We start from the raw sequence: 14,584 nt of genomic DNA on the forward strand, positions 1-14,584 counted from the left end.
ATCGGAAAATATACTTAAAAAATTATGAAGATTAAAAAGCTGTTCAGCAACAAGTCCATCGGTTACTATTTTCATCAACAAAGCGATGGCTTTGTCTTAAGGTTGCTTTGGTGCGGCTTGTCTAACAACTTCAATATCTAAATCTAGTGCTTCTGCTACTTGCTTTAAAGTTAACCCCATTTTCAACAGCCGGGGTATTGTTTCTAACTTCCCTTCTAACTTCCCTTCTAACTTCCCTTCTAACTTCCCTTCTAACTTCCCTTCTTCTTGTGCTTCTTGATAAACTCTAGTGTTTTTTATCAGGTCTAACCCTAGCATTGCTTCTACCTCCTGGCGGCTGAGATGAGGAAACTTGTATATTACTATTGTCTCTATAAACTCTAAAGTTTGCTGCTGAAGTCGCTCATCTGTTATTTGTTGCCTTACTTGCGAAATTAGGTTTACAGCTTTCGCTGGAGCTTTTTTGTTGCTTTCTACCACTAACTGGACAATTCCTACACCAAGAGATTGATTTGCTCCTAGTTCCTCTAAATATACTCTGCGGACGCGATCGCTACTTAAAAGAAATTGATAAGGTACAGGTTGCGCTGATTCAATACTCCGCCGAGGATAAACTACAATTGCCTGCCAATTATTCACTACTTTGTATTGATATAAATACAAAAAGATTTCCGCGAAAAGACGATAGTAAAATGTTTCGTCTAATTGAAACTGCACTTCAACAAAATAAATTGGCAAATTCGGTTTGTCTGGTGGCGGTAAAAATAGTCCATCCAATCGGAAAGCGACTTGTTTTAGTTCAATAGATGTGAATTGATAATCATCAGCAAGAGAGGCTGATTGACCAATTAATTCAAAAAATATGCTAGGAAATTCTTGAAACAGATAGTAGAAAAGAGCATCGGTTTTCACAATCAATCGCCCACAAATCCAAAGTTGATTTTAGGGCTAAATGCGAAGCCCGTTACCGGGCGCGCTTGCGCTATCACACATAACATATATCCCTACAATTTTTGACCTTGTTAGATGAACCTTAATTATCTAAAGTTCCGAAGCGCTATCTGGTGCAACGACTTCTCCCGTACCAATTTCTAAAATCCTATCTTGGTCGGTAATAAGCTGGCTTAGTTCTTTAACTTGCAGATTCATTTGTTCGCAAGCTGCCTTGAGTTGGGCGGAAAAAGTATTGAGGTTTTCACCATAGCCACATTGTAGCGCTGCTGTTTTAATTCCCTGTTGAGCATTAGCTCTAGCACAATCAACTAATTCCGTGCCTTGCAATGGTATAGATGATGCCATAAACCCTGACAATTTTTACTTAATTATTAGTTGCTAATTTAGCAACCTCTCATCCCTAAAGGCATCCTTCTTGTGGAAGAAGGCTGCAACTTTAAACTTTTTTCACTACCATAATTATTCTTAGTGACAAACTAGCTAGGTTATTTCCTGGGGACTCTTTCTAAAGCCAGTTGAATCAACCTGTCTACTAATTCGGGAAAGGAAACGCCGCTTTTTTCCCAGAGTTGAGGATACATACTTGTAGCTGTAAATCCTGGTAGGGTATTGATTTCATTAATTAATACGTTTCCTGTAACTTCTACATAGAAAAAGTCTACTCGCGCCAGTCCCGCCGCATCAGTTGCCATAAAAGCTTGCAAAGCCATTTGCTGAATTTTTTGGGCAATTTCATCGGGAATGTTGGCGGGGATAAGCCAGTCGGCTTTACCTTGACTGTATTTTGTGTCGTAGTCGTAAAAATCGCTGTTGTAAGTAATTTCGCCCACTACTGAAGCTTGGGGATTATCGTTGCCTAATACAGCACATTCTATTTCGCGTCCCACTACTGCCGCTTCGACAATAATCCTACGGTCTAAACTAGCAGCATGATCTAGGGCTTTTTCTAGTTCGTTGCGCGATCGCACTTTGGCAATGCCTACAGACGATCCTAAATTAGCTGGCTTCACAAAGCAAGGATAGCCAAGTTTTTGCTCGATTTCGTCGCCCAATTTGGGAAATATACAAGGATTTGACCATACTTGAGAACGGTTAATTGCCATGTATTCTACTTGCGCTAATCCTACTTGAGCAAAAGCCATTTTCATCGCAATTTTATCCATTCCCAGCGCCGAACCCAAGACCCCCGAACCAACAAAGGGAGTTTGCATTAAGGTCAATAATCCTTGCACTGTCCCATCTTCACCATTTGGCCCATGAAGAATGGGAAACCAAACATCTATATCTCCGACTTGAGAAGGAGATTGCCAAGGGCTAAGTTGCCCTTTGATAGTTAGGTCAGTAGTAGTGACTTCTGCTTGGAGTAGTGGTACGCCCGATTCGAGAACATTTTGGGGTACTTGTCCTGATAGCCAATTCCCATCTTTTTGAATGTAAAAAGGTAGAATCTCGTATTTATCTGTATTTTGGTTGGAATTTAAAGCTTTGGCGATCGCCTGAGCGGAACGAATCGACACTTCATGCTCTCCCGAACGCCCACCAAATAGCAACCCTACTCTTAATTTTGTCATCCTCGCATCACCTTTTGCTTATTGATGGGCATAGCCTACCATAGCTACTTGTCGCACTTCTACCCAAGACAATGATGTTTTGCTTATTTAGGAAATTCGTAAGGTAACACCGTAGGATCTAGATGCTTGACAATTTGTTGGGGGTTGCCAATAACTACTACATTTTCTGGCACTGACTGCCGAACAATTGAACCTAATCCAACTACAGAATTTTTACCAATAACTACACCTTTTAAAACTGCGCTTTTACTACCAATCCAGGCATTTTCGCTAATATAAATTGATTTTGTTTTTGTTATTGCTTTGGGATCCCAACGATCTATTTCTATACTATGAGCGTCAGTATCCATAATTACAGCATCGCTCACCATACACAATTTTTCTAGTTCTATGGAGCTTTCTGATAACATATTTGTGCCATTGAAATAGCACTGATTGCCTATAGTAATAAATCCAGAATTACCCCGCGATACAATGTCATTTGGCACGTTGTAATAGTTAGCTAAATGGCAATCATTGCCGATTTTTATTGCTCCTTTTCCTTCTACTACTATGGTTGAACCAGCTATTGTACAATGGTTACCGATAGATACACAACCCGAATAATCTTTAGCAATAATTTTATTTGGTAAGTTTTTAGTACCTACAAAAGAGCAGTAATCTCCTATTACTACTTTCCCTTCCCCTTCTATAGAGAATGCACCTTTAATTTTGACTCCTCTGCCAAATTTTACCTGGGGGTATTGCAGGCGATAGCGAATTAAAGTTAATTTACAAATACCTAACTCTATTAGGTCAAATACCGATTTGCCTTTAGCTCGTTGAACTAACTTATCAATAACTGAGCTAGGCGGCAAAGTAATACTAAAATCTGTCATAATTATTTAATTTATAAAGTAAATACGTTTAATGTATACCAATCAATTCAAATAAAAAATAACAATTCTATCGATTAATCTTGCATATTTATGGCTATTTAATTAGAGTAAAGAGTAACTTTTATAGCGGCTCTTGGCTCTAATCAATATTAGTTTATACTGCTAAAACTTGTTTGACCTCAACTGGTTCACCAGTTAGACTAAAAGCACGGGCTTCAGTAATTTTAACTTGGACAAGTTGACCTTTTAGCTCGTTAATATCGCCTGTAAAAAAGGTTAAACGATTACCGCGATTCCTACCCATTACTTGAGTTGGGGTTTTGGGGTTTTGGTCTTCGACTAACACCTCCTCAACCCGATTGAGATAGCGCTGATTTCGCATCTCTGCTTGTACCGATACCAAATGATTTAGTTGTTGCAAGCGATCGCGCTTTACTTCTTCGCTTAACTGATTATCCCACAATGCCGCCGGAGTGCCAGGACGAGGGGAATAAGCTGCAGTATTTGTATGGTCGAAGACAATATCTGTCATTAGTTTGAGAGTATTGTTAAACTGCGCCTCAGTTTCTCCAGGAAAAGCGGCGATCGCATCCCCACTAATTGTTGCATCCGGTACATAACGGCGAATAGTATCAATTATCCGGCGATACTTTTCGTGGGTATAGCCGCGCGACATCTGTTTAAGAATTTCGTTATCCCCCGATTGAAAGGGAATATGGAAGTGTTCGCACACCTTCGGTAATTCGGCGCAAGCTTTAATTAAACGCTCCGTAAAATAGCGTGGGTGGCTAGTAGCAAAGCGTAGGCGCTCAATTCCCGGTACGTCATGGATGAAGTATAGCAAATCCGTTAACGTGTGCTGATGCCTGCCTTCGGGGGTTGTTCCAGGCAAATCTCTACCGTAAGCATCAATGTTTTGACCGAGTAAAGTTATTTCCTTGTAACCCATCTTTGCCAACTGTTCGATCTCAGCGCGGATAGCTTCAGGAGTGCGGGATTGCTCAATTCCGCGTACATTTGGGACGACGCAGTAAGTACAACGCTCATTGCAACCATAAATGACATTTACCCAGGCTGTAACGTTACTATCGCGGCGCGGTGTCGTGATATCTTCCATAATATGCACTGACTCGGTAGCTACTACCTGATTGCCGTTGTATACCCTTTGCAGCAAGTCTTCAAGGCGATTGGCGTGTTGGGGGCCCATGACTAAATCTAGTTCGGGAACTCGCCTTAGTAAAGCTTCCCCTTCTTGCTGGGCAAGACATCCGGCAATTACTAAAGTTAAATTAGGTTCTCTATGCTTGCGCTTAGCTTGTTTGCCTAAGTAAGAGTAAACTTTTTGTTCGGCACTATCGCGGATAGTACAAGTATTATAAATAATCAAGTCTGCATTGTTGGGGTCTTCTGACCACTCAAAGCCCATATTTTCAATAATCCCAGCCATCCGCTCAGAGTCGGCTTTATTCATTTGACAGCCGAAAGTAGTGATATGGTAGCGTTGCTTTGCAGTAGTCGTGTCCATTTATGAACCAATGATATTAAAGAATCCCGTGTTATCAATTATAGTTTTTGCTACGATTAAATTCTTCAAGCTACTTTAACGGCTTACTGGTACTACCTCGTTCAACTACAGTCGGCGCTAATATGAGATTTTTCTGGCAAAATCCTATTTCTCTAAATTTGGCTATGAGGGAGAAAAACTCCCCATATTTAACCTTTATTTATCCAGCAAAACCAACGCTAAACACTGCAACCGCGCCAAGTAATGCCAAAATTGTTAATACAAGTCCAGCGTTAGGGCTGCCTTTCCAAGAATAATTTTTGTCATCCATAATAAAATAGTTTTTGTAGGGCTACATCTTCAATTGTTACATTATTTAATAAATATTTTAATCTTCAGTTAGGTAGATAAAGAGTGAAAATTATCCAGGTAATCGGCATTATTCTCGGCGTTACCTTAGTTATTTGGGTATTAAGAGGCTTTGGCATACTAAGCTTTATTCCTGGGGGAATTTTGTGGTTGTTGTTATTGAGTGCGGCTTCCACAGGAATTTTTGGTATTGTTCAAGACAAGCTACGGAGACTTTAGAACTAACTCTTTTGAAACTTACTAATCAACCCTATGGGTGAAGGCGGGTAACTAGCGCCTTGATATTCTCCAAGAAGTAAGAACAAGCAAAGTAAATATTCAAGGAGAACTAAATGACTGCTACAGACACTACCACCCCATCTGATATCTCTACAGCCGAACGTACAGTATCGGCAATATTTAAAGACAACGCTCAAATCGACGGTGTAGTTCGTCGCCTAATAGACCGAGGGATTTCCCGTGATGACATTTCTGTAGTCGGCAAAAACTTTCATTCAGAAACTAAAATTGCTGGTTTTCTCACCAAAAAAGATGTAATTTTAGGCGGACTAAAACAAGGTGCGATCTTCGGTTCCTTATTTGGTTCTGCTTTAGCCTTACTAACAGGTGTAGGCGTGTTGTTTGTGCCTTTTGTAGGTACATTAGTAGCTGCTGGCCCCTTAGGAGCCGCTTTACTAGGAGCCGCTAGCGGTGCATTTGCTGGAAGTGCGGGAGCCGGATTAGTATCTGCTTTAGTAACTTTAGGAATGCCTGAAGAAAAAGCCGCTATTTACCAAACTCGGATTGAGGCAGGGGATTTTTTAGTAACCGTAGAAGTCCCTGCGGATAAGTCTGGTGAAATTCAACTACTTTTAGAAAGTGCTGGCGGTGAAGAAACCCATACTAACGAAACAGCCTTACCTCGTGGACGCTCTGGTCAAATTGAAGATCCTAGCCATTTGTCGCCAGAAGTTCGCTCTCATCTTTCGGAAGATGCTCAACGCGCCTTTGTTGCTAATTACAATGCCGAACTTGCAAACTCCAGTGATGAAGCTAAAGCCGAACACCACGCCTGGGATGTAGTACGCGAACAATTTGCTCAAGATGAGCATGGTGTTTGGTCAAAGTCTACAATGAGCGTCTAAAAAGCTTTAAGTCGCCGATATTTTATTTTGGCGGCTTTTTAAAAACTCTGTCAAATATATGCTATGTTTAGAGATTCTTGGACGTATAGCTCAGTTGGTTAGAGCGCTACGTTGACATCGTAGAGGTCCCCCGTTCGAGTCGGGGTACGTCCATTTTAATTATAGTAACCTGCTAACCGATAGCGCAAGCGCGCCCGGTTACGGGCTTCGCATTTTTTAAACAGTGTAGGGATAGACCTATTTTATATTCCTAGGTAAAATGCTCGGATATGAATCAAGATAAGTTGGCATTAACAATTGGTTGGCTTTATCCAACACTGATGAGTACCTACGGCGATCGCGGTAATGTTATCTGTATTCAAAGGCGCTGTCAGTGGCGGGGATACGATGTAAATATATTACCTCTGGAGCGCGATGCTACCGCAGCAGATATTCACAAAGTAGATTTGCTTATTGGTGGCGGCGCTCAAGATCGGCAACAAGAGATTGTCATGCGCGATTTGCAAGGCAGTAAAGCCGAAGCAATTAAAGTAAAAATTAATGCTGGCGTTCCTGGTGTTTTTACTTGCGGCGCACCCCAATTATTAGGGCATTACTACGAGCCAGCGTTAGGAAAAAGGATACAGGGACTAGGGTTATTTGATTTTGTTTCGGTACATCCGGGAGAAAATGCCCGCCGTTGTATTGGTAACTTAGTTGTAGAAGTTACAGCTAATCGTTTAGCTCAAGAATTAAAAGCAATGAGCGGTACGCCTTACTTGATTGGGTTTGAAAATCATGGGGGACGAACAAAGTTAGGTAGTGTTGAAGCTTTGGGGCGCGTAGTAGCTGGATTAGGCAATAATGGCGAAGATGGAACAGAGGGGGCGTTTTATCAAAATGCGATCGCGACTTATTCTCATGGGCCTCTTTTACCAAAAAATCCAGCCCTTGCCGATTGGCTAATTCAAACCGCCTTAAAACTAAAGTACCAAGCAGATATTGGGATTGCACCTTTGGATGATACTTTAGCAACTCAAGCCAGGGAAGCAATGTTTAAAAAGTTGCATTTAAACCTCCCAGTCACAGCTTAACGTACAGTTTTAGTTGTCCATCGGTAGGATTGCTGACGGCTTTTTGCTCTAGTAGTAACGCGCCGAAAAACTTTTTTTGTCCGCGCTTTGACTTGGGAGTTGGTAGCTACTTTTTTACTAATTCGTACGTATTTTCTGCTACTAAAACGGGTCGCTGGGCGAGTTTTAGCAACTACTCGTCTAGGTTTGATTATGCGTTTAGTTAGAGTCGCAGGGCCAGTTCTAGTAGTTCTAGCAATTATTCGCCTGGGTTTAATTGTTCGTTTAGTTGGGGTCGCTAGGCGATTTCTAGTAGTGCTGGCAATTACTCGTCTGGGTTTGATTATGGGTTTAGTTGGGGTTGCTGGGCGATTACTAGCAACTACTGGTCTGGGTTTGATTATGGGTTTAGTTGAAGCAGTAGCTTGTTTGGGGTATACACTGGGCTTACTTGCCGTACTCTTGGGCGATCGCCCAACTATTTTTTCGGTAAGCGAATAACTCAAGGTTTGAGTTTTGGTAGTGGTAGAAGGCAGCCTAATTACCTTTTTAGTGCTTACTGTAGCTGCCATGTAAGAACTATTTTTGGCAATTGGTGTTTGCCACTGTTTAATAGTTGCTTGCGCTTTTTGATACCCAAGGCTAGTAGAGGGAATATATTGGGCAAGAGAAATCGCTTCGTTGAGCTTTCCGGCTTGATATTTGTCTGTAGCTTGAGCCAGTATGCTGTCATACCATTGATTCATTAGCGGTTTTGCTTGCCCGTAAGCACGACTGTTTAAGGGTAAAGAATTAACTAAAGAAGTCGCCCCTTTAAAATCAGCCTTTGCTGCTAACCTTTTTGCCTCAATCAGCTTGCATTCATGCAGAACATTTTGAGCCTCTGTATACAAGCTGGAATTACGGGTAATTGTGCCAGTGCGGACAATACACTCTGAATATTTGCCTGTAACTTTAATATTTTCTAATTGTTCTAAGGTTTGCTCAAGCTGTAAACGCGGCTGCCAATAAGTAGCGTAGCCTGCGCCTACAGCAACAATAACCGCGCCAATAGCCGCGCCAAGGGTGAGGTAGTACGGGCGACGATTAGTAGCCGCTAATCGTCCCTTGGCAGGCGAAATAATTGTTGTACTGGGTAAGTCGTTAGTTACCAGGATGGGAGAATTAAAACTTGGTTTGACACTAACAGGAAATGTCGGGGTAGTAATTCCTGTAGAGCTAGTATTTTGGGTAAATACGGGGTCTGCACTTATCTTTGTAGGCAGGTATTGCGGCGCTAATTTCTTAATTTCTGCTAAAACCTCGGTGGCGCTTTCGTAACGGTCTTTAAAGTGGTAGCGCACCATTTTTGTAATAATTAGTGCTAAGGCATCGCTAATTTGCGCTTGTTGCTGCCACTGCAACTCTCCCGTCTCAAAGTTTTCCGCTAATTGCATGGGATACAACCCTGTTAGCGCTTGCAGGGCGATCGCTCCCAAGGCATAGATATCGCTATTAGGGCGGGGTCTACCTCGCGCTTGTTCCATTGGCATATAACCGGGCGTACCAATGCCTACAGTGGCAGGCATTTCTATATTAGATGTCTGGCTAAGTAATTGCGCCCAATTTTGCTTAACTGCGCCAAAATCAACTAATACTAATTTGTTGTCTTGCTGGCGTTGAATGATGTTACTCGGCTTAATATCCCGATGAATAAATCCTTGAGCGTGGATAAATACTAATATTTCTAAAATCTCGCTAACAAATTCCCATACCTGGTTTTCTGTCCAGCGCTGACTTGGTTGCAGTTTGTTTGTTAATAATTCTCCTGGTATAAATTCTTGAACTAGGTAAAACTCTTGATTTTCTTCAAAGTAAGCAAGCAATCGCGGAATGCGATCATGATGTCCTAGTTTTTCTAAAGTTTCTGCTTCCGATTTGAATAATCTTCTCGCACTTTCCAAAAAGCTTTGGTTATTATTAGCAGGCTGGAGATGTTTCACTGCACATTGGGGATTGCCTGGTCGGTGGGTATCTTCAGCGACGTAGGTTTGACTAAAACCACCGCTTCCCAAAGTTGCAACGATTCGGTAACGTCCGCCTAACAACTTGTCAATCATTGCGTTGATTCTCCAGCATTTCCGATGTATAAAAATGGGTTTTAAAAACTAATTCTTTCCCAGCTTGTTAACAAAATAAATTTTTTGTCAAGTTTCAATTAAGCTTTATTTATAATGATAAGGTAGTAGTTTGCTACTTTAAGGCTCAGATTTTAGGTAAAAAAGAACAATTTCTTTCTAGCTCATCATAACAAATCTTTTTCGAGCTAATGTAAAACTATCTTCACAATAGCGATGGCATATATTGGGATCTTTGGCGCGTTACTACAAGTTCTAATCTTTTCTGCGATCCCGCGTCCTGTACCACAAGATGTAATAGTTCAAATTGTTAAGCCCCCCGTAAAACTTGCGGCGGAGTTTTGGCAAGAAAACAAGTTGAATGTAGATACTATTAGCGGCGGTCATACAAGAGTAATACACACTGTGGCTTTTAGCCCCAATAGTCAAACGATCGCCAGTGGAAGCGGCGACAAAACAATCAAAGTTTGGAGCCTGAATCAAAAAAAACTGGTTTACACTTTGACGGGACATTCTAAGTGGGTAAATTCTGTAACTTTTAGCCCCGATGGCAAAATGTTAGCAAGCGGTAGTGGAGATCGCACTCTCAAGCTCTGGAATTTACAAAATGGGCGACTAATTCGGACTATTTCGGGACACTCAGACTGGGTAAGCTCGGTAGTTTTTAGCCCCGATGGTAAAACTATTGTTAGTGGTAGTGGCGATAAAACTATTAGAGTATGGAATGCCCAAAATGGGCAACTTATTCGCACACTACTAGATCAAGGGGGGGTTACTTCTGTAGCTATTAGTCCTGATGGTAAAACTATTGCAAGTGGCAGTTATCGCAACACTGTTAAGCTGTGGGAGCAAAGTAATGGTAAATTGTTGCATACTCTTTCTGGACACTTGCGACCAATTTATGCAGTAGTTTTTAGCCCCGATGGCAAAACTATTGCCAGTAGCAGCAATCAGGGAGAAATTAGACTATGGAACCCCAAAAATGGCAAGTTACGCCACACACTTTTAGGGCATACTCGCGCGGTAAATGCGATCGCCTTTAGTGCCAATAGTCAAACCCTTGCAAGTGGTAGTGACGATCGCACTATCAAGCTCTGGAATCCAAATAAAGGCGAACTTATCCGCACTTTAAAAGATAATTTAGATGGTATTACCTCCGTAGCTTTTAGTCCTAATGACCAAGCTTTGGGGAGTGGTAGTAGAGATAAAACTATTAAAATTTGGAGTGTGAAATAGACAAAAGGGTGAACTGTACCTTACTATACGCGCGATCGCTGCCAGCGCTATCTCCTGGGTAATCGCACTTTTTTATATTCTTGACAAGCCTAACTTTATGTGCTGATAATTATAGTTTGTGAAAACATTACATCTAAGAAAAACCCTTGGCTAACGTCATAGTAATTGGGGCCCAATGGGGCGATGAAGGAAAAGGCAAAATCACCGATTTGCTAAGTAAGTCAGCAGATATTGTTGTACGCTACCAAGGGGGTGTAAATGCCGGACACACGATTGTAGTAGAGGGGCAGACCTTTAAACTGCATTTAATTCCTTCAGGTATTTTATATCCTGATACCGATTGTATTATTGGTTGCGGCACGGTTATTGACCCTCAAGTATTAATCGGCGAACTAGAGCAATTAGCAAAACTAAACATTTCTACCAAAAATCTGCAAATTTCGGAAACCGCTCACGTTACCATGCCCTACCATCGGCTCATAGATGTAGCCGCCGAACAAAGGCGAGGAGAACATAAAATTGGCACAACGGGGCGGGGAATTGGCCCAACCTACGCCGACAAGTCGGAACGTACAGGGATTAGAGTTTTAGACTTGATGGACGAAAAAGGATTACGCAAACAGCTAAAGTGGGCGATTGAATATAAAAACGTCATTTTAGAGAAGCTGTACGAAATAGCACCTTTAGATCCAGAAGCTGTAATTGAGCAGTATTTGCAGTATGCAGAAGTGTTGCGCCCTTACGTTGTCGATACTTCTTTAAAAATTTACGATGCAATTAAACGCCGCCGCAATATTTTATTTGAAGGGGCCCAAGGAACGCTGTTAGATTTAGATCATGGGACGTATCCTTACGTTACTTCTTCAAATCCCGTAGCTGGGGGAGCTTGTATCGGTACGGGAGTAGGGCCGACAGCCATAGATCGGGTAATTGGAGTAGCCAAAGCTTATACAACTCGCGTCGGCGAAGGGCCATTTCCCACCGAACTTAAAGGCGAAATCGGCGAACAACTATGCGATCGCGGGGCAGAATTTGGCACTACCACCGGACGCAAGCGCCGTTGCGGGTGGTTTGATGCGGTAATAGGGCGTTACGCCGTCCGCATCAACGGCATGGATTGTTTGGCAATTACAAAGTTAGATATCCTTGATGAATTAGAGGAAATCAAAGTATGTATTGCCTACGAAATTGATGGAGTAGAGTTTAAAGACTTTCCCCGCAACTCCCGCCGTTTTGCCGAGTGTCGCCCCATCTACAAAGTTCTCCCCGGATGGAAACAATCTACAGAGGATTGTCGCACTTTAGAAGACTTGCCCCGTCAAGCTTTGGACTATCTCAAATTCTTAGCCGAATTGATGGATGTGCCAATTGCGATCGTCTCGTTGGGAGCTAGTCGAGATCAAACAATTATTGTTGAAGATCCGATTCACGGGCCCAAACGAGCGTTATTAGATGTTAATGGTACTCCCGTAGCATCTTAAATTTAGTTAGTCAAATCGTTTATTTTAGTTGTGGATCATGGAAATTACAGTTGAGTGTCAAAAACGCGCTGAAGGCAGCAAACCTAGAGCTTTACGCCGCGAGGGTTTAATTCCCGCTTCTTTGTACGGGCATAAAGGTACAGAGTCAATGATGTTGACAGTAAAAGCGAAAACCCTAGAAAAATTGTTAAAACAGGCTGGGGTAAATAGTACCGTCGTCGATCTAAATATTCCCGATTTGTCTTGGCGTGGTAAAACTTTGTTGCGCGAAGTGCAGATTCATCCAGTTAAAAGATGGGCTTATCATGTCAGCTTTTTTGCTTTGTCGGAGCAAGCAAGTGTAGAAGTAGAAGTACCTGTTCACTTTGTGGGCGAAGCTCCGGGAGTAAAGGTAGAAGGTGGCGTTTTAGACTTGGTGTTGATGCAGCTTGAAATCAAATGCGCCCCTGACAATATCCCCGATGCGATTGAAGTTGATATTTCTGGGCTTCATCTCAAAGATATTTTGTATGTCAGCGAACTTGTTTTACCCGCAGGAATTGTTGTTGTAGGCGATCCAGGACGTGCGGTTGCTAGTGTAATGCAGTCTACAGTTAGCGCCGAAGCAGAAGCAATTATCGAAGAAGCAGTAGCAGAGTCTGGATCTTCGGCTCCTACTCCATCAGTTTAAATAATTAGATTTGCCGTATTTTACTACCAGGAGTCTAACTCCTGGTTTTTTGTTTATAAAGTGAGAGAAATAATGACATTAATTGAGCAGATGTTAGAGCCGGGGTTCTATCCCCATGAAGTTATTGAGCCAATAACACTAATTCAAACTCATGTTTCTTATGTGTTTTTGACTGGGGATTATGCCTATAAGGTGAAAAAATCTGTAAATTTTGGGTTTTTGGATTATTCAACGTTGGACTTGCGATCGCATTTTTGCCTTCAAGAGTTGGAGATGAATAAGCGCGGCGCACCGGAGCTTTATTTAGAGGTATTGCCTATAACTCAAACTGGGGATAAGTTTAACTTGAGTGGAACCGGGGAAGCGGTAGAATCCGTGCTAAAAATGCGCCAGTTTCCTCAAGGGGCGTTACTCAGCGAGATGTTTGAAAATGGGACGCTAACCCAGTCGCATATGGAAGACTTAGGGCGGGTAGTGGCAAAATACCACGAGCAATCGCAAAGTAGCGATCGCATTCGGACTTTTGGTGAAGTTGCTCAAGTGCGCCAAGCCATTGATGAGAATTACGAACAAACCAAAAACTATATTGGCAATCCGCAAACTGAGGCGCAGTACGCGCAAACAAAGGAATATACAGATAATTTCTTTGTCGGACGGAGTGAATTATTTAGTAGTCGCATTGAAAACAATAAAATTCGGGAGTGTCACGGCGATTTGCACTTGAGAAATATTTGTTTGTGGAATGACAAAATTCTCTTATTTGACTGCATTGAATTTAACGAGCCGTTTCGCTTTGTCGATGTCATGTACGATGTAGCGTTTACAGTCATGGATTTGCAAGCAAGACAGCGCCCAGATTTTGGCAATGCTTTTTTAAACACTTACGCCGAGCAAACGGGCGATTGGGAAGGATTGCAAGTATTGCCTTTGTATTTGAGCCGTCAAGCTTACGTCAGAGCCAAAGTAACATCTTTTTTACTAGACGATCCGGGGATACCAGAGGCGGCAAAAGTAGAAGCGGCGGCGACAGCTAGTGGTTATTACAAATTGGCTTGGGAGTATACTAAACCCCGTCAAGGCAAGTTAATTTTGATGTCGGGCTTGTCGGGAGCGGGTAAAAGTACCACTGCAAAGCTTTTAGCGCGGAAATTAGATGCTATTCATCTGCGATCGGATGCGGTACGCAAACATTTAGGTAATATTCCTTTATCAGAGCGTGGCGGCGAGGAGCTTTATAGCCCCGAAATGACCAAAAAAACCTACGATCGCTTGTTGGAATTAGGGGTAATGCTGGCTAATCAAGGTTTTACAGTGATTTTAGATGCCAAATACGATCGCGCGGCTTTAAGAACTAATGCTGTTGAAACTGCTATTTCTCAACAATTACCGTTGCAAATTATCCACTGTACGGCTCCTGTAGAGGTATTGCGCGATCGCTTGGCGGCTCGTCAGGGTGATATTGCCGATGCCACCGCCGACTTGTTAGAGTCTCAAATAGCACTTGCTGAAGCCTTTACGCCCCAAGAGCAGCCCTACGTGCAGACATTGGATACTACTAAGCCTATAGAGCCACAATTGGGTAAATTATAAGTTAAGGCGCGATCGCCCTAAATAAGCGTTTGGGTTGG

At 42.2% G+C, this 14,584-nt stretch carries 13 protein-coding genes and 1 tRNA gene; 8 read left to right on the forward strand and 6 right to left on the reverse strand.

Features of this window, described 5'->3' with window-relative positions:
* Nucleotides 1-96: 96 nt before the first annotated feature.
* From C7B70_RS00740 to miaB, 5 genes are all read right to left on the reverse strand, one after another.
* Nucleotides 97-912, reverse strand: a complete 816-nt coding sequence (locus C7B70_RS00740; protein WP_106367153.1) for an Rpn family recombination-promoting nuclease/putative transposase — start codon at nt 910-912, stop codon at nt 97-99.
* 129 nt (nt 913-1,041) lie between these two features.
* Nucleotides 1,042-1,299, reverse strand: coding sequence for a hypothetical protein (locus C7B70_RS00745; protein ID WP_106367154.1), 258 nt, complete (start codon nt 1,297-1,299; stop codon nt 1,042-1,044).
* A 140-nt stretch (nt 1,300-1,439) separates the two neighbouring features.
* Nucleotides 1,440-2,525 carry a D-alanine--D-alanine ligase family protein gene (locus tag C7B70_RS00750; RefSeq protein ID WP_106367155.1) on the reverse strand — a complete coding sequence of 362 codons (1,086 nt, stop codon included), beginning with the start codon at nt 2,523-2,525 and terminating at the stop codon, nt 1,440-1,442.
* Nucleotides 2,526-2,608: 83 nt separating this feature from the next.
* Nucleotides 2,609-3,403, reverse strand: coding sequence for an acyltransferase (locus C7B70_RS00755; RefSeq protein ID WP_106367156.1), 795 nt, complete (start codon nt 3,401-3,403; stop codon nt 2,609-2,611).
* A 154-nt stretch (nt 3,404-3,557) separates the two neighbouring features.
* On the reverse strand, nt 3,558-4,928 hold the full coding sequence (gene miaB, locus C7B70_RS00760) for a tRNA (N6-isopentenyl adenosine(37)-C2)-methylthiotransferase MiaB (protein ID WP_106367157.1): 1,371 nt from the start codon (nt 4,926-4,928) through the stop codon (nt 3,558-3,560).
* 393 nt (nt 4,929-5,321) lie between these two features.
* On the opposite strand from miaB, the gene C7B70_RS26765 reads away from it, so the two are divergent.
* The 4 genes from C7B70_RS26765 to C7B70_RS00775 all read left to right on the forward strand — a co-directional run bounded on the left by C7B70_RS26765 (nt 5,322) and on the right by C7B70_RS00775 (nt 7,473).
* A complete protein-coding gene (locus tag C7B70_RS26765; protein WP_199191979.1) occupies nt 5,322-5,495 on the forward strand; it encodes a hypothetical protein in 174 nt (57 codons plus the stop codon).
* A gap of 113 nt (nt 5,496-5,608) precedes the next feature.
* Nucleotides 5,609-6,400 carry a ChaB family protein gene (locus C7B70_RS00765; RefSeq protein ID WP_106367158.1) on the forward strand — a complete coding sequence of 264 codons (792 nt, stop codon included), beginning with the start codon at nt 5,609-5,611 and terminating at the stop codon, nt 6,398-6,400.
* A 79-nt stretch (nt 6,401-6,479) separates the two neighbouring features.
* Nucleotides 6,480-6,553: transfer RNA gene (locus C7B70_RS00770), tRNA-Val, on the forward strand.
* 116 nt (nt 6,554-6,669) lie between these two features.
* Complete coding sequence (locus C7B70_RS00775; RefSeq protein ID WP_106367159.1) at nt 6,670-7,473, forward strand: type 1 glutamine amidotransferase; 804 nt, start codon at nt 6,670-6,672, stop codon at nt 7,471-7,473.
* Here the strand turns inward: C7B70_RS00775 and C7B70_RS26240 are convergent.
* Nucleotides 7,470-9,551 (reverse strand): serine/threonine-protein kinase, encoded by a 2,082-nt coding sequence (locus C7B70_RS26240; RefSeq protein ID WP_106367160.1) that lies wholly within the window; start codon nt 9,549-9,551, stop codon nt 7,470-7,472. The two genes, C7B70_RS00775 and C7B70_RS26240, sit on opposite strands and share 4 nt — an antisense overlap.
* A gap of 234 nt (nt 9,552-9,785) precedes the next feature.
* Here C7B70_RS26240 and C7B70_RS00785 point away from each other — a divergent pair, with 234 nt between their 5' ends.
* The 4 genes from C7B70_RS00785 (at nt 9,786) to C7B70_RS00800 (ending at nt 14,546) form a co-directional block, all read left to right on the forward strand.
* A complete protein-coding gene (locus tag C7B70_RS00785; protein WP_106367161.1) occupies nt 9,786-10,805 on the forward strand; it encodes a WD40 repeat domain-containing protein in 1,020 nt (339 codons plus the stop codon).
* 146 nt (nt 10,806-10,951) lie between these two features.
* Nucleotides 10,952-12,286: an adenylosuccinate synthase gene (locus tag C7B70_RS00790; protein WP_106367162.1), complete on the forward strand. Its 1,335-nt coding sequence runs from the start codon at nt 10,952-10,954 to the stop codon at nt 12,284-12,286.
* A 37-nt stretch (nt 12,287-12,323) separates the two neighbouring features.
* Nucleotides 12,324-12,956, forward strand: coding sequence for a 50S ribosomal protein L25/general stress protein Ctc (locus C7B70_RS00795; protein ID WP_106367163.1), 633 nt, complete (start codon nt 12,324-12,326; stop codon nt 12,954-12,956).
* Between the two features lie 72 nt (nt 12,957-13,028).
* Entirely contained in the window at nt 13,029-14,546 is a 1,518-nt protein-coding gene (locus tag C7B70_RS00800) for an AAA family ATPase (RefSeq protein ID WP_106367164.1), read from the forward strand.
* Nucleotides 14,547-14,584 lie beyond the last annotated feature (38 nt).

It is taken from the genome of Chlorogloea sp. CCALA 695 (assembly GCF_003003885.1).
Lineage (GTDB): Bacteria > Cyanobacteriota > Cyanobacteriia > Cyanobacteriales > Chroococcidiopsidaceae > Aliterella.